The sequence below is a fragment of the Ruegeria sp. AD91A genome (assembly GCF_003443535.1).
Classification (GTDB): Bacteria; Pseudomonadota; Alphaproteobacteria; order Rhodobacterales; family Rhodobacteraceae; genus Ruegeria.
On sequence record NZ_CP031946.1, the window covers coordinates 1766518 to 1782848 of the forward strand.

Consider the following 16331-nt stretch of genomic DNA (forward strand, 5'->3'; position numbering starts at 1 on the left):
CCCTACTGTCGCATTAAGACAGTGAGGACCCATGACACAAACCGATATCTGGCGTCTCAGCGCCACTGACCTGGCCACCCTGACAAGACGCGGGGACCTGAGTGCGACCGAGGCGGTTCAGGCCTCGATCGAGCGAATGGATGCGGTCAACCCCGACCTGAATGCAGTGGTGAAAGAACTGCGCGCCGAGGCGTTGGAACGTGCCAAGGCCTTGGACCATGCGCGGGCGAACCGCCAACCGACGGGGCCGCTGCATGGCGTGCCGGTCACGATCAAGGTGAATGTTGACCAAAAAGGCCATGCCACAACCAACGGTGTTGTTGCTCTGAAAGATGTATTGGCACCGGATGACGCCCCGGTTGTGAGCAATCTGCAAAAGGCCGGGGCAATTGTTATCGGGCGGACCAACACGCCCGAGTTCTCGTTCCGCGCCGACACGGACAACCCGCTTTATGGGCGTACGCACAACCCCTGGGGGCGGCATATCTCTCCCGGCGGCTCTTCCGGCGGGGCTGGCGTCGCGGTCATGGCCGGAATCGGCGCGTTGGCCCACGGCAACGATATCGGCGGCAGCCTGCGCTTTCCCGCAGCAGCCAACGGAGCCGTGACAGTGAAACCCGGGCTGGGGCGTGTCCCGGCGTGGAACCCAAGCCAGAAAGCCGAACGCGGCTTGCTGGCGCAATCGATGTCCGTTCAGGGCCTGTTAACCCGGTCGGCTGCCGACCTGCATCTGTCCATGCCCAGCCTGATCGCCGCAGACGCGCGTGACCCGTTTCACGTGCCAATGCCCTGGCGTGGTCCTGACCTCGACGCACCAGTCAAAGTGGCCTTTACAAAAAACACATTCGGCTATGACTTGCACCCCGAGGTCGAGAAAGCGCTCGACACGGCACGAGAGGCGCTGGTTGATGCGGGCTATGTTGTGGAAGAGGTTGACCCGCCTGATGTTTTTGAATGTGGTCGGATCGGTTATCGTACGCTGATGGGCGAAGTGCTGACGCTCATGAAATCAGATATCGAAGCCGCTGGTTCCAAAACCATTCAGAATATCTTTGAGGTCTATTTCCAGGAATTCCCGCCAATTGTCGAAACCGAGATGATCCAGATGCTGGCCAAACGAAGCCACTACGCGCGCAATTGGTCCCTGTTTCTGCAGGATTTCCCTTTGGTATTGTCGCCTTTCCTGCCACAACCGTTCTTCAAACCCGACCGGGACACCGAAGGCGCTGAAGGTGTGCACGAGGTTCTGGGGTGCGCCGTATATTCTTATGCGATGAACTTTTTAGGCCTGCCTGCGGCATGTGTCCCGGCCCGGCTGGCTGAATTGCCGAAGGGTCCTCAGCCGATCAATGTTCAGATTGCCGCTCAGCGCTGGCGCGAAGATCTGGCGGTGGATGCGGCCGCGGCCATCGAAGCACGCGTGGGGCAAATGTGCCTGCCGTTATGGGAAAAGACAGAGTTGCAGGGTGGCTGAAAAAATAGACCCCGGGACATTGTACCCGGGGCCCGACTGCTAAAATAAGCCCGGATTTCTGATGACGAGCGTAGCACCACCCACCCTCGCCAGCGCAAAATCTGCGCAATCATTCGAAAACGCCTTTCAGGTGGCCACTCACTCCCACCTTGGCGTGTTCTCCGAGCAAGTTCACACTATCCAATTGTGAGCGAATCCCCTGTGAACTGCTTCACACAGGCTCAAAAAAGCTCGCAGAAACGTAAATTTAAGTGAATTGCTCGGATATCAGCCGCTCCTCCAACCCGTGTCCCGGATCGAAAAGAATGCGATGTGAGATCGCTGGCTCGGATCGGATCTCGACCCAATCAACGTCTGGGAAGGCTATGGAATCAGCCGCAACGATAACAGGTCGCTTGTCCGCATCCAGCACATCAAACCGCACCTTTGCGATTTTAGGCAGCAAGGCACCACGCCATCGGCGGGGGCGAAATGCGGCGATTGGTGTCAACGCGAGAACGTCCGAGCCGATCGGCAGAATAGGCCCGTGCGCCGAGTAATTATATGCCGTTGACCCCGCCGCAGTAGACAGCAGAGCTCCATCGCAGACAAGTTCATCCATGCGCTCGCGGCCATCAACACTGATCTTCAAACGAGCAGCCTGTGGCCCAGCGCGCAACAGCGATACTTCGTTGATCGCCAGCGCCTCGTGTAATTTTCCGGACTGATCCATCGCCCGCATTGCTAATGGATTAATCACCTCTTCTTCGGCTTCCTCCAGCCGTGCCATCAGGTCGTCTTCGTGGTACTCGTTCATCAGGAACCCGATCGTGCCGCGGTTCATACCATAAACCGGTGTATCGAGATGCTGCATGTTGTGCAGGGTGTGTAACATGAAGCCATCCCCTCCAAGAGCAACCACAACATCTGCGTCGCGAGGAGCGGCATTGCCGTGTTTGGCCACCAGAGTGTCACGGGCTGTTTGCGCCACTTTGACCTCACTGGCAAGAAAGGCGATTCTTTTTTTCATGTTTTCCGGTTTCCGGTGCTGCACATTTGGTTCCGAAACAAACATACCTTTCCCCGATAGGCCAGTCTTGACGCCGTAGCGGGCCAAATCGTCGCTTTAAGCCTTTTGCAAATGTGGCGTTTCCGATAGGAAATCCGCAAGAATTTTACCCAGCCATGTGGAGCGCCCATGAACGCCAATCTTCGTGACACCGGATTTTTTACCCAGTCCCTTGCTGATCGTGATCCTGAGCTTTTTGGCTCGATCACGTCGGAACTGGGTCGTCAGCGCGACGAGATCGAGCTGATCGCGTCCGAGAACATCGTCTCTGCCGCCGTGATGGAGGCGCAGGGCTCGGTGATGACCAACAAATATGCCGAAGGCTATCCCGGGCGCCGCTACTATGGCGGCTGCCAGTTTGTTGATATTGCCGAAAACCTGGCCATCGACCGCGCCAAACAGCTGTTCGGATGCGAGTTTGCCAATGTGCAGCCCAATTCCGGCTCTCAGGCCAACCAGGGCGTGTTTCAGGCCCTGATCAAGCCGGGCGACACCATTCTGGGCATGAGCCTGGATGCCGGTGGCCACCTGACCCACGGCGCGCGGCCGAACCAGTCGGGCAAGTGGTTCAACGCGGTGCAATACGGCGTGCGCCAGCAGGACAACATGCTGGATTACGATCAGGTCGAGGCGCTGGCGAAAGAGCACCAGCCCAAGCTGATCATCGCGGGTGGCTCGGCGATCCCACGCCAGATCGACTTTGCCCGCATGCGTCAGATCGCCGATATGGTCGGCGCTTATCTGCACGTGGACATGGCGCATTTTGCCGGTCTGGTGGCAGCGGGCGAACACCCCAGCCCCTTCCCCCATGCGCATGTGGCCACGACCACGACGCACAAGACCCTGCGTGGCCCGCGTGGCGGCATGATCCTGACCAATGATGAAGATATCGCCAAGAAAGTGAATTCAGCGATTTTCCCTGGCATTCAGGGCGGCCCGCTGATGCATGTGATCGCAGCCAAGGCCGTGGCCTTTGGCGAGGCCCTGCGGCCTGAGTTCAAGAACTATGTCAAGCAGGTGATCACCAACGCGCAGGCGCTGTCGGATCAGCTGATCAAGGGTGGGCTGGACACGGTGACCCACGGGACCGACACCCATGTGGTGCTGGTCGACCTGCGCCCCAAAGGGGTGAAAGGCAACGCCACCGAGAAGGCTCTGGGCCGGGCGCATATCACCTGCAACAAGAACGGCGTGCCGTTTGATCCCGAAAAGCCGACCATCACATCGGGCATCCGTCTGGGCAGCCCGGCAGGCACCACCCGCGGCTTCGGCGAGGTCGAATTCCGCCAGATCGCCGACTGGATCATCGAAGTGGTCGACGGCCTGGCCGCCAATGGCGAAGACGGCAACAGCGCTGTCGAAGCCAAGGTCAAGGCCGAAGTCGCAGACCTCTGCGCCAAATTCCCGATCTATCCGAACTTGTAATCGGCCCATCTTCTAACAAAAAACGGCGTCCCGGCGGCGCCGTTCTTTTTTTCAGACCACTTGCCCATATGACTGAATGCTGGCGTCAGAGATACCGTTGGGCCAAGCGCCGTGGTTACACGGCGCGGCTTTGATCAACCGTCAGATGACGGCTCATTAAGTACATCCTCCAACAATTTTTCATTTCGCGCCTCTTCAATCCGATTGATGCGATCCTCGGCCGAGCGCGCGTCGAAGCGATATTTGACCACGTTTATCAGGCTAAGCGTCAGCAGAACGATACCCATGCCCCAATAGCCCTTGGTAGCCAGCGGAACATCGGTCGACAGGTACAGTGAAATAGTCAGCAAAGCGTAGGCAACAGCAACGCCTGCGCCGTTCAACATGAGAATAAGGGCATTTTCGTTTCGATTGGTCATTGGAAGTCTCCTGTTGTCAAAGCATGTTGATATTGGTCGATTTTCAATTGTCTGTTTGCGCCTTGAGGCGCTTCAGAACATCTGATGCGGTTGCCCGCGTTTTGGGGCCATATCCGGCTTCTTCCATTCGGGCAGCAAGGTTTGAGTGGTCCATCCCGGCGTCAATCTCTCGCAAGATTTCGGATTGCTCGAACGGGTCATCCTGTTTCATCACGCGAGCAATCAGCGCCTCAGCTTCGTCTATCGGGCTGTCGCCACCCAGATGTCGGTTCAGCAACTTTTGCAGCCCTTGCTCTCGTTTTACGGCGCGTGCAGAGATTGCACCTTGCTTGAGATCCAGAATGCGGCGGCTCGCCGCCTGAACTGAATGGCGCAATTGCAGGATGCGCGCTTCGAGCCGGCCCTCGGTCTGTTTGCGCAGCGCCAATTCGTTTTCCAGATCTGCAACCGCCTGCGCCGCGGTTTGGGCAAGATCCTGTCGATCGTCCTCCAACGCCTGACGCGCCCGCGCCATCAGGTCGTCAATACGGGCTTGCAGGGTCTCGACCTGTCGGATTTCACTACGCTGCTTCTGAATCAGGCTGGCCAGCGTCAGCTTTGCCGCCTTGAGGTTCTGTTCTGCTTCGCGGATTTTCTGATCAATCAGTTCAATAGAAAAACTGTCCCTCAAGCGGTTTTCGGCCCTGGCGTTTGCACCATCAATCAAAGTCTTCAGGGTACTGAACATGTGTTCCTCCATTTCATGAACATCGTTCACAACACGGAGATAACAACCCAATGAACGCCGTTCAAGTATTTTTATGAACATCGTTCAGGAAACTATTTGTTTCCAATACGTGAAAGAACCTGCGCGATCATGCGTTCGATCTGTTCTGGCGGCACACCTGAAATGCGGTTTTCAAGCCCAAGGGTGACGATCCCGTGAACCGACGAGAACAGCGCGCGCGTCATCAGATCCATCTCAACCCGATCCAGTTCGGGAAACAGTTCGCTGACCGGCTCAGCAATGAAGGAAAACAACTCTTTCAACGCGTTGCGATACCAGTCGGGGACAGGGCCATCATCGGACATCTGCAAGTCGAACAAGGCCCGCCACAGGTTCGCGTTTTCATCGGCGAAATACAGATAAGCCGTGCTCATGACAATCAACCGCTGCACCGGAGGTTCACTGCCGTCAAAAGACGTACCGACTGCCTGCCCCAGACGTTTGAACGTACGCCCGTTCACGGCCATGACAATTGCGTTGAGATCCTCGAATACGTTGTAAATCGCGCCCAGCGCACATCCGGCATCTTTGGCCAGATCCCGTGCCCGAAGGTCGCTCAGGCCATTCTGGTCAATGCGGGTTTCTGCCGCCTCGACCAGCTTTTCGCGGAGCAGTTCACGCCGGATCTGTGCTTTCGTTGACATCGCGCCCTCGGGATTGAACCACGTTCAGAACTCAGCGCATAGTCCAGAATGCAAGGTCAGATCAAGCCGCGCCACCCCAGAAAGACCAGCAGCAGTGTCGCCAATGCCAGCATGTTGAAAGCCAGCCCTCCCAACAGGCCGAGGAACCAGCCCCATCTGCGGTCGGCAAGGTTGATGGACCCCAGATGATCCTGAACCACATCGGACGCCTTGATCAGCTTGGGATTATCCAGAACCAGCCTCAGCTTGGGATGAGATGCCATCGCCTCGGCCCGGGCCAGAAACAGCGCCTGCTTGTAGACGCGGCGCGGCAGTCGGCGTTTGGCCTTGCGGATCGACGCCTCGAGCGTCCTGTCGCGCACTCCAATTTTTGCGCGCAGCAAAACAACCGTCTCGGCGATCCGGGTTTGAATGTCTGGGTCCTGCGACATATGTTGCCTCCTGCGGGGGCAATCTAACGGCAGCTTCAAAGACCTACAATGGGGCTGGTCGTTTCCAGCGGTGACTTGTATCACGCGAAACATGCTGAACACGATAGTACTTGGTGAACCAACCGCCCGACCGCCTCTTGTGATTGCCCATGGCCTATATGGATCGGCCCGAAATTGGGGCGTGATTGCCAGACGGTTATCGGACGAGCGGCAAGTTGTTGCAGTCGACATGCGTAACCACGCCTACAGTGCGTGGGATCCTTGCCATGACTATCCCCATCTGGCGCAGGATATTGCCGAGGTCATCGAGCAGATTGGCGGGACAGCAGATGTGCTAGGGCATTCAATGGGCGGGAAGGCCGCGATGACACTTGCGCTGCAACACGGCGCCCTGGTGAACAAAATGGTGATCGCAGATATTGCGCCGGTGAAATACACGCACAGCCAAATTCAGTTTATCGAAGCCATGCGTGCCGTGGACTTCTCGCGCATTGCACGCCGCTCGGATGCCGAGCAGCAATTGGCCGAGCAGGGCGTTGAAAAAGCATTGCAGAGCTTTTTCACCCAATCGCTGGACATCAAGGGAAAGCGTTGGTTGCTGAACCTGGATGTGTTGGCAGACCAGATGCCAAATATCATGGGCTTTCCAGATCTGGACGTCCTGTGGCAAGGTTCCGCGCTGTTCCTGTCAGGGGGCGCGTCAGACTACGTCCTGCCTGAGCATCGCGATAAAATCCGCACGTTGTTTCCCGGAGCGCGTTTTGCCAAAATCCCCGGTGCCGGACATTGGCTGCATGCCGAAAAACCGCGTGAGTTCGAAGCTGCCGTCAGGACATTCCTGAACGCCTGATCACGCGCCTTGATACAGCCGCCGGGCCACCATCCAGGATGCCGGAGCGGCGAGTACAGCCCCTGCGGCTGCGGCGCCAACGATCGCGCTGACAGACACCATTCCAGCCGACAGCACGGCGATAATGGCCGAACCTGACAGAGCAGTTGCAATCAGTGAATACAGCATAGCGGCAAGACGAAACATGGCCGGGTTTTCCTTCTGATGACTTCCGCCAAATGTTTCACGATTCGAATGTGTTGCACTTTGATTTGTGTCAGATGCAGACTGTTCCGGACCTAGGATTTGACGGTTTCACCACCTCCATTCACCCAGTCGGCTAACCCACCGAGATTATACACCTTCTGATATCCCATATCCTTCAAAAGCTTTCCGGCCAAAGCCGCGCGCCCACCTGATGCGCAGTACAACACGATGGGGCGTTCCTTGCGCAGTTCGGGGTCATGTGATTGCAATGCATCGTCTGCCCGAAATTCCAGCATGCCACGGGGTATATGATGCGCCCCGGCGGCGCGGCCAGTGTTTTCCAGCTCATTCGCATCGCGAATATCCAGCAGCAGCCCCCCCTGTTCGATCATGACCTTTGCCTGGGCTGTATCGATACGCTCTACCACCGCATTGGCGGCCTCCATCATGTCTTTGACCGTCACCGGCATGCAAGTTCTCCTCTACGTCGCCGCGCAGAGGTTAACATGCGAGAATTAGAAGGTGTAGGCGTGAAGGAGAGCGACCGCGTTATTGTTCCCGAAACGCGCGCGACATGCTGTCTGATACCGGTTTGGCGATATAGGCCGCAAAGGTGCGTTCTTCGGTTTGAATCATGATTTCAGCGGGCATCCCCGGGGTCGGAACAAAGCCGCTGACGCGGTGCAACTCATCCGGAGTGAGTGAGATCCGCGCCAGATAGACTTCTTGCGGAACACCGGTCGAATCCTCAAGCAGTGAATCGGCCGAGATATAGAAGACTTCTCCGTACAAAACAGGCGTCGTGCGCTGATTCAATGCGATCAGGCGTACAGTGGCGGTCTGTCCCGTAACAACACTGTCAATCTCGGTGCGCGGAATCTGTGCCTCGATGATCAGGGGTGCATCTGCGGGCAGTATCTCGGCTATCGGTTCCCCGGTTTCAATCACACCGCCCGGCGTATGATAGTGCAATCGCACCACCGTTCCGGTCACAGGCGCGCGCACTACGGCCCGGTCGAGAACGCTGCGGGCCTGACGGGATTTTTCACGGACGCTTTCCAGGTCGGCTTCGATAACGCCCAGTTCGTCCAGCGCGGCCTCACGATAGGCGGACCGCGTACGCGTAATCTGTTCGTCATATTTCAGCAGCATCTGGTTGATTTCGGCGGCTTCCGCCTGCAACCGGGCCTGCTGCCCTTCGGCTTCGGCCTGAACACGACGGATGGTGTTCAAATCCCCTTTGCGAACAAGGCCTTTCTCGAACAGCTGGCTCTTGGCCTCAAACTCCTCCTGCAATATCTCGGCTCGCCGGGTCATGCTGTCCAACTGAGCCTCAAATCCGCTGGCCCGGATTTTCAGCGCTTCCATGTTGCGTTCCAACAGCGCCAAGTCATTCAGCAGAGTCTTGCGCGACACATCGAAGCTGAGTTTTTGCCCGTCAAGAATGGCCATTATTTCAACATCTTTGGCGGCTTCGATCAGTTCCGGCGAAAACACGAGGCGGTCGCGTTCCCCGTACTCCGCCAGCAGCCGCTCGGTCATAGCCTGAAGGCGCAGCTTGCGAATAAACAGCTCACGCTCATTGGCCTGGGCCGAAGTCTGATCCAACGTCATCAGCACCTGACCCGCCTGAACCGACTGACCTTCCACAACTTTGATGTCTTCGATGATGCCGCCCTCAAGGTGTTGTACTATCTTGTTCCGACCCGTGGCGACGAAGCTGCCTTGCGCGATGACCGCAGCGGCCAGCGGAGCGCTGAAAGACCAAACCCCGAAACCGCCGAAACACACGACAAGCATGACCAGCCCGATCACAATGAACCTGTTGATCGAGCGTGGAACCTCAGCATACCACACATCTGGATCATTTTCGGAGTTGTTCACAGGTACGAGGTCATTCATGGTCAGCCCCCCTGCCGGCCTTCAATGCCGGTCTGTTTGCGCGGCCCATTGAGCTGCTGAAGAACCTGGTCTCGCTGACCGAACAGGGCCACGCGCCCGTCGGTCAAAAGCATGATCTTGTCGACAACGTTCAACAGCGTTGGTTTCTGCGTGATAACAACCACGGTGATCTTGCTCGCACGCGCCTGCTCAATGGCACGCGCAAGCGCCTTGTCCCCAGCGACGTCAAGGTTTGAGTTCGGCTCATCCAGCACAACCATTCTGGGGTTGCCAAAGAATGCCCGCGCCAGTGCGATACGTTGTTTCTGACCACCGGATAAGGGCGACCCATCAGCGGCCACCACGGTCTCATATCCCTGCGGCAGAGTCGCAATCATGTTATGAACATCGGCCAGAACGGCGGCATCGTGAATCTGTTCGTCTGTGGCATCCACCCGCATCCGTCCGATATTGTCCTTGATCGTGCCGGGGAATAGCTGAACATCCTGTGGCAGGTAACCGATGCTTTCGCCAAACTGGCGCGGGTCCCAGTTGCGGATGTCCATCAGGTCAAGTCTAACACTACCCGATGTGGGCAGAATGGATCCGACAAGAGTTTTCCCAAGCGTGGTTTTCCCCGCACCTGAATTGCCGATAATGGCCAGTGTTTCGCCGGGAACCAGCGAGAACGTAATACCGTTCAGAACCACACGTTTGGTTCCGCCCGGCACATAGAGCAGACGTTCGACATCCAGACGACCTTCGGGGCGAGGCAAGCGCAGTTTTTCGTATTGCAGGGCCGAGGTCGATAGCAGCGCCTTGATCCGCCCATAAGACCCGCGTGTCAGCAGATAGCTGTTCCACCCTTCAATCGAGCCTTCAATTGGCGCAAAGGCGCGCCCGGCAATGATCGAGGCCGCAATCACCATACCACCCGTGATCTCTCCCTGCAGGGCCAGAAACGCGCCCCAGCCCAGTATTCCGATCTGCGTCAGCAGGCGAACGGCGCGCGAAATTGCAGCGAAGATCACGTTTCGGTCCTGTGCCCGTACCTGCCAAGTCAGGGATTGGGCTGTGTCCCGCCCCCAGATTCGCACTGCTTCGGGGATCATCGCCAAAGCGTTAATGATCTGGCTGTTGCGCGACATCGAATCCAGATGCAGGTTCGCCATGGACTGCGCCTTGTTCGCCTCGGCAAACGGCTTGGCAGTCATTTTCTGGTTGATCAGCGCAATCGTCATCAGGATCAGCGCAGTAACCACTACGATCATCCCCAGTTCCGGATGCACCAGGAAAATCATCAGGATGAACAATGGCGCAAACGGCACGTCCAGAAACGAGATCAGCGTACCGGACACCAGGAAACCACGAAGCTGTTGCAGATCGCCCAACGTCTGATACTCGCGCCCGTTTCCATGCAACGACGCATGGGCCGCCGCGCTAAGTACGGGTGCGCCCAGCCTGGCCGCCACCTCAACGCCCGTGCGCATAAGCATGAACCGCCGCACCGCATCGAAGGCAGACTGAAAAACCACCGCCCCCGCAACGATAGCCGTCAGCATGATCAGCGTGTCCAGCGACCGGCTGGTCAGGACCCGGTCACTGATTTGGAACAGATAAATCGGAATCGCCAGGATCAGGACATTCGTGGCGCAGGTCAGGACCAGAACAAACGCAAGATTGCGCCAGATTGCCCGTGTCGAAACGCGTAAGGTGCGCTGGAAATCCTCGGGTGGGGTGCGTTTGTGGAAGGTTTGGGGTGGCCCGTTCCCATCACCGCCGCCGGTCTTGGTTTGCAACAGTGGCTGGTTTGCCTTGGCCTCGATCGTGGTGCCTATGCCGCTCTCACCGGGTGCGCGTGCAGAGGGGGTCTTGCGCGCAGTCGAGTCCCCGGCGGATGTCGGATCCAGGCCGTCGGCGTCGGCCACCCCATTGCCACCACCCGCCGGGTCTTCATCTTGCGCGGGCTGCGGCTGTGCACGCTGATGGGGAGGATCAGCGCGCCGTTGTTCGCGTGCGTGTTTTTGGTCTACGGATTGCTGCGACTCTTCAGTCTCAACCGTCGCATTTTGATCAGGCTCAGGCACACGCATCTCCTGCGTCAGGTGCAATCGGGCTTTGACCTTTTGTGCCCGTGTCGTAGGATCCGGGCCATCGCCAGCGCACTGACGCTGTGGACCCAAACCGCCCTGCCTGTCCAATGGACTGGATAAGAATGGACGGCGCGACGAAAAAACAATCGACATTTACAAACCTTCTGGTCACTCGGTAAAAATTCGGGAGGGTCAGGCCAGCATGGTTTGCAGGCCGTCATCTGGTGTCGTTGCGTCAGTGGATGGTGCGTTCAATGCCAGTGCGGCATCCGGTTGCGGCATGGACATGTCGTCCATGATTGCAGCGATTGCCTCATTGGTCATCTCTGTGATTTCTTCGTTGTTTGGAACGTCAATCAGGCTGGCTTGATGAAGCAGCAGGTCAGAGTAAGACCCGTCAGCGGCCATAACAGTTGAATCCACACCCATTTTGGTCAGGTTCGCGGCGTTCAACAGGGCGTTGCTGCCAGCGACGACCTCGGTATCGGCTGCATTTGGACCGGACAGGTCAATCTGATCCTGATCCAGCATCATGGTGACCTGCTCAACGATGTTCACCTGCAACAGGTCTCCGTCGATCTTGAGCACGCGCAACTGCTCCATCCCGGCGAACATGGGATCGTTGAGCAACGCATCCTCCAGCGCATCCATATCCGTTTGTTCAAGCGCCATGGCGTCGGACAGGTTCTGTTGCAAATCCTGATGAGTATCTTCGCCTATCGTTTTGACGGACGCGTCATTCATGATCAGGTTTTCATCATCTCCGGTCATTGCCCCGGGCATACCACCGCTGATGATATCATCATCCATCAGGGCGCTGGTCTGATACAACATATCCACGGAAATCATGTTTCCATCGATCATGATCAGGTCATAAAAGCTGCCCAGCTGTACTATGTCGGTGACATTGAACATCTCGTTATCGCCCATCGCGTACAACGTCGATGCGGCCGAAATCTCTGTCTGAATGTTGTCGATATCCGTGGCGTCGATAACCTGCTTGATGAAGTTTGCCACAACCAGATCACCGTGCACCCAATCCACAAAGATGAATTCGGGTTGTCCGGAGGTTCCGGCGGCGTCATCAAGCCAGGGGGCAACGCGGCCTTCGACTTCGATCTTCGAGGACTGAATCACATCGGTGCCACTGCCCGCGCCCGGCGCCCCCACATCCCAATCAGATACAAGCGCAACCTGGCTTATGGCGGTAAGGCTGATCGCCTGCCCTCCGACGGCGATATAGGGGGCATCAACCCAACCTACGGATGCCGAGAAGGCATTGATCGCAAGGTTGCCTCCCGTCACGACAAGGTGTCCGTCGTCAAATTCAGGATCCTTCGACTGATCCCACTCGTCCGGAAGCATGGCCTCTGCCACGTCCTCGCCTTCTTCGTCCTGTTGATGGAACTCAGGCAGGCCTTCTTCGTCCTGTTGATGGAACTCAGGCAGAATGTCCGTCCAGACTGGGGCCTCGTCAACATACTTGCCATTGACGATCACACCCAACGCGTCATCGCCATGGAACTGATGCACGGTAACGCCGTCCACGTTCGCGCTCACCGGGGTCAGCATCTGCTGGGCCAGCGCCTCAACCATCTCGGTTGATTTGTAATCCGCGAGTGAAAACGATGAGGCTGCCACGCCATGAAACGACAACGCCAGGTCCAGAAACTCTTCGCCCTGAGCGATCAGCGCCTCGGTATCACGAAAGTCTCCTTCGCCCACCGTATCGTTGTCGCGCATGACCACCTTTTGCACGGTGAAGGTCATTGCCGAACCCAATGGCACTGTCTCGGGCCGCAGAACAATCAACTCCGGCGCAGAAGACGAGCCGGATATGCTGTCCGGAACAAATCGCTGAGACACCGCGGTGTCACCATTAAGGATGACCGCTGACTCATACACCGGTCCATCAGGTGCTTGTGGTAATGGCAATTCTGGTTGAGAGGGAAGGAAATTGAATGGCAGGGCTTTATACTCGCCCGACGGGATATCCAGATCAGCTTTGATGTGAATCGAGGTCGGGTCCTCAAGCCCATCTATTTCAGCTTTCCGCCTCAGCGCGCTGAACTCCTCGTACTGATCCCTCAGTCGGGCCTGTTCAATCGTAATTTCGAATGTTCCAACAAAATGCGCTATCGTTTCTGTAATACCGTCAAGTGCCATGTCGGTTATCCTTTATGCCCGCAACGGCTCGAAATTTCCGCTTTGGGTTCAGTTGGGCCGGGGCCGCGTTTTGCGGCCCCGGCATTTTCGAAAGATGCAAGGCCCGAAAATGCGAGCCCTGCCGTTTGACTTAAACGTCTGTGTCGTCGCTGGCGTGGGACATGGTCATCGAACCACCCACCATGGTCGTATCGACCGTGTTGCCCAGAACGTTGGCGCCCATGATGATCGACTGGTTGAACGCAGACGTATCAACGACTGCTGCAGCCGATGCATAGGACTCTCCGGTTACGATACCATCGCCGCCGTTGTTCGCGCCCCAGGCACCACCATTGCCGCCGGCACCACCGTCGCCTGAATAGGCGCCGCCGCCGTTACCACCGGTGATCGTGCCACCCATGGTATCGCCTGACGTTGCGCTGCCCATCGAAGCTCCGCTGGTTCCGCCGTCCGCGGCGGATGCGCCACCGGCACCACCGTAGCCCGAGTCGGCAGAACCGGTCGCGTCGCCGGAGCCGGTCGATGTAGCATCATTGTCGGAACTGCCTTCGCCACCGTATCCGGCAATTGCCTCGGCCAGGCTGTCAGCCGCGCCGTTTGTATCGGCATCTCCGAAGACGTCCGCTGCTCCGCCATCGCCCGCGGTATTTGCGGCATCGGCAGACCCTGCTCCGTTTCCGGTAGACGTCGATGTTGGCGTTGTACTGCCGCCCGCGCCGCCGTCGCCGTCAGCAGCTGACGTTCCGGTACCGGCCGCATCCGCAGCGCCGTCGGCCGCGTTTGACCCTCCGTTACCGCCGCTGCCGTCGGTATCTTGCGAATTGCTGGCTGCGCCGTTCACGTCACCCGGGCTCTGGTCAATATCCGGCCCGCTTGCCGACTGATCACCAACGCCCTGAGCATCGGAATTCGCGTCAGCGGTTCCACCAGAACCGTCGCCGCCCGAGCCGTCGCCGCCGGAACCGTCGCCGGCTGTTCCGTCGCCACCGGTTCCATCACCGCCGGTTCCGTCACCGCCTTCGCCTGCTTCAGCGTCAATCATGCCTAGCTCTTCTTGCAGAGCCATGATCGCAGCTTCGACCATCGCGCCGAAGCCACCTTCGCCGTCGCCGCCGGTGCCGTCGCCGCCGGTTCCGTCACCGCCAGTGCCGTCACCGCCAGTGCCGTCACCACCGGTTCCGGTTCCGCCAGAGCCGTCAGCCGAGCTGTCCGCGCCGCTGTCAGCAGTGCCATCCGCTGTGTTGTCACCAGCAGTGGCATCATTTGCGTCGGTGTTGCTGTCGCTGGTGTTCGAGGCCGAACCATCTGCTGCAGCGTTACCATTACCACCGTCCGCTCCGGACGCGTCCGCGGCGTTATCCGCCGTCCCGGTACCCGTTCCAGTCGAGTCGGAGTCGCTGTCGCCGCCGTTTGCGTTACCGGCTGCATTCGAACCGGACAGACCCAGCCCCAGACCCAGACCAAACGAATCCGCACTGCCGCCGGCTCCGCCGGTTCCCGTACCATCGGCACTTGTGCTGCCATCGTTGTCAGACGACGCTGAGCCATCCGCGGCACCACCATCTCCACCGGCACTGTCACCGTCGGATCCTGCGCCCGCCATACCAACACCATTGCTGGCATTGCTCGCGTCACCGGTCGATCCGCCCCGGCCGCCGCTGGAATCGGCATCGGCACTGCCGGTGTCACCACCGTCAGCCCACGCGTGGCTACCCAGCGTTGATGAATCGGCCGCACCACCATAGCTGGTTCCGCCGTCACCCGATTTACCGCCGGTAGCATCCGAACTGATGCCTTCAGCCGCAGTTGCCGTGCCACCATTGGCGTCGCCGTTCTGGTAGAAGTCGGCATTGTTGGATACGCTCGGTGAATCCAACGTGTCATCATCACTCAGACTGGCGACCTGGCTGTTCACGGATGACATCGCTGTTCCGGCGCCATCCATCGAGACATCCAGATTCATGTCATCGCCGGGATCATAGGTCAGATCACGGTTAGCCGTGATCACGTCACCCACTGTCGCCGAGTCGCCGAGATCCAGATCAACCTGATCGTCGTCGCGCGGAATCCACTCGCCGCCGCCGAAATCGATGTTGATTTCGTTGTTGTTGGAGTTGTCGTTGGTGTTGTCTCCGGCATTAAGCGTCTGATCTTGATCCTGACCTTGGTCCTGATCCTGACCCTGGTCCTGACCTTGGTCTTGGCCCTGGTCCTGACCCTGATCCTGGCCCTGGTCCTGACCCTGTTCGTTGGCGTTTTCTACGTTTTGGTCCTGCTGCTGCTGTTGCGCAGTCACGTCGGCTTCGACAAGGGCCTCATCAACCTGAATTTCAACATCCACCGGAGCATCCAGGTTTTCGACATTAATTTCGTCAACGGTCGTTACATTGGTATTATTTACATTGCGTCTCATAACTAATTCCCATTTCTGGAACGCCTGACCGCCATTCATCTACAAAGCGGCAACGGGCGTGATTGAAACAAAATTCCCCACACAGCGTTCGAACACACTGAATGCGGTAAACATTAGTTTTCCTGAGGCCACCTCCTTTCCCGGCTAAGCCGAAAACGCGACCGTTCTCAATCAATGCTGAAATGCGCAAGGAACGGACACGACAGGGACAGACGCTTTGACAATTAAAGCCCGCCCATGTTTGCAGCGGTATGCGTTCGCGACTAGCTAACTGAAAGTTCTGATACGGTTAACTTGTTGTTTTTAATATTTATTTTGTAAGAATTTGAGGCTGCGGCCAAACCACGCCCAAAAGTTCTATATGAATAAAGTAACAAAAAATAAGTGTAATTGTTTCCGCCAGTTACACAAATTCGCGCAGGAAAACCTAACCAATAGTTCTATATCCCGGACACACGAACTATACCGTCTGGTTGTAGAAATTCACGCTTTCTGCTACAATTAAACATACGTAATTCTTTGATTTGTTAACTAC

The 16331-nt window shown here is 57.5% G+C and carries 14 protein-coding genes; 3 read left to right on the forward strand and 11 right to left on the reverse strand.

The window, feature by feature from the left end; translation table 11 throughout:
- Positions 1 to 31 precede the first annotated feature (31 nt).
- A complete protein-coding gene (locus tag D1823_RS08795; RefSeq protein WP_117869561.1) occupies positions 32 to 1474 on the forward strand; it encodes an amidase family protein in 1443 nt (480 codons plus the stop codon).
- Between the two features lie 247 nt (positions 1475 to 1721).
- On the opposite strand, the gene D1823_RS08800 is transcribed toward D1823_RS08795, so the two are convergent.
- Complete coding sequence (locus tag D1823_RS08800) at positions 1722 to 2528, reverse strand: NAD kinase (protein WP_117869562.1); 807 nt, start codon at positions 2526 to 2528, stop codon at positions 1722 to 1724.
- Positions 2529 to 2651: 123 nt separating this feature from the next.
- Between D1823_RS08800 and glyA the strand changes: the two genes are divergently transcribed.
- Complete coding sequence (gene glyA, locus D1823_RS08805; RefSeq protein ID WP_117869563.1) at positions 2652 to 3947, forward strand: serine hydroxymethyltransferase; 1296 nt, start codon at positions 2652 to 2654, stop codon at positions 3945 to 3947.
- 134 nt (positions 3948 to 4081) lie between these two features.
- On the opposite strand, the gene D1823_RS08810 is transcribed toward glyA, so the two are convergent.
- The 4 genes from D1823_RS08810 to D1823_RS08825 all read right to left on the reverse strand — a co-directional run bounded on the left by D1823_RS08810 (position 4082) and on the right by D1823_RS08825 (position 6207).
- A complete protein-coding gene (locus D1823_RS08810) occupies positions 4082 to 4366 on the reverse strand; it encodes a hypothetical protein (protein WP_117869564.1) in 285 nt (94 codons plus the stop codon).
- Between the two features lie 43 nt (positions 4367 to 4409).
- On the reverse strand, positions 4410 to 5093 hold the full coding sequence (locus D1823_RS08815) for a PspA/IM30 family protein (protein WP_162896798.1): 684 nt from the start codon (positions 5091 to 5093) through the stop codon (positions 4410 to 4412).
- A 92-nt stretch (positions 5094 to 5185) separates the two neighbouring features.
- Positions 5186 to 5776, reverse strand: a complete 591-nt coding sequence (locus tag D1823_RS08820; RefSeq protein ID WP_117869565.1) for a TetR/AcrR family transcriptional regulator — start codon at positions 5774 to 5776, stop codon at positions 5186 to 5188.
- 56 nt (positions 5777 to 5832) lie between these two features.
- Positions 5833 to 6207, reverse strand: a complete 375-nt coding sequence (locus D1823_RS08825) for a hypothetical protein (RefSeq protein WP_117869566.1) — start codon at positions 6205 to 6207, stop codon at positions 5833 to 5835.
- 91 nt (positions 6208 to 6298) lie between these two features.
- Here D1823_RS08825 and D1823_RS08830 point away from each other — a divergent pair, with 91 nt between their 5' ends.
- Positions 6299 to 7057, forward strand: a complete 759-nt coding sequence (locus tag D1823_RS08830) for an alpha/beta fold hydrolase (protein WP_117869567.1) — start codon at positions 6299 to 6301, stop codon at positions 7055 to 7057.
- Here the strand turns inward: D1823_RS08830 and D1823_RS08835 are convergent, their stop codons facing one another.
- The 6 genes from D1823_RS08835 to D1823_RS08860 all read right to left on the reverse strand — a co-directional run bounded on the left by D1823_RS08835 (position 7058) and on the right by D1823_RS08860 (position 15796).
- A complete protein-coding gene (locus D1823_RS08835) occupies positions 7058 to 7243 on the reverse strand; it encodes a hypothetical protein (protein ID WP_117869568.1) in 186 nt (61 codons plus the stop codon). It abuts the gene before it with no gap.
- Positions 7244 to 7335: 92 nt separating this feature from the next.
- Entirely contained in the window at positions 7336 to 7713 is a 378-nt protein-coding gene (locus D1823_RS08840; protein WP_117869569.1) for a rhodanese-like domain-containing protein, read from the reverse strand.
- A gap of 79 nt (positions 7714 to 7792) precedes the next feature.
- The gene (locus D1823_RS08845) at positions 7793 to 9145 is read right to left on the reverse strand and encodes an HlyD family type I secretion periplasmic adaptor subunit (RefSeq protein ID WP_117869570.1); all 1353 of its coding nucleotides are present in this window, start codon (positions 9143 to 9145) and stop codon (positions 7793 to 7795) included.
- A gap of 2 nt (positions 9146 to 9147) precedes the next feature.
- A complete protein-coding gene (locus tag D1823_RS08850; protein WP_117869571.1) occupies positions 9148 to 11370 on the reverse strand; it encodes a type I secretion system permease/ATPase in 2223 nt (740 codons plus the stop codon).
- A 39-nt stretch (positions 11371 to 11409) separates the two neighbouring features.
- Complete coding sequence (locus D1823_RS08855) at positions 11410 to 13383, reverse strand: type I secretion protein (RefSeq protein ID WP_117869572.1); 1974 nt, start codon at positions 13381 to 13383, stop codon at positions 11410 to 11412.
- Between the two features lie 130 nt (positions 13384 to 13513).
- Positions 13514 to 15796 (reverse strand): hypothetical protein, encoded by a 2283-nt coding sequence (locus D1823_RS08860; protein WP_117869573.1) that lies wholly within the window; start codon positions 15794 to 15796, stop codon positions 13514 to 13516.
- Positions 15797 to 16331 lie beyond the last annotated feature (535 nt).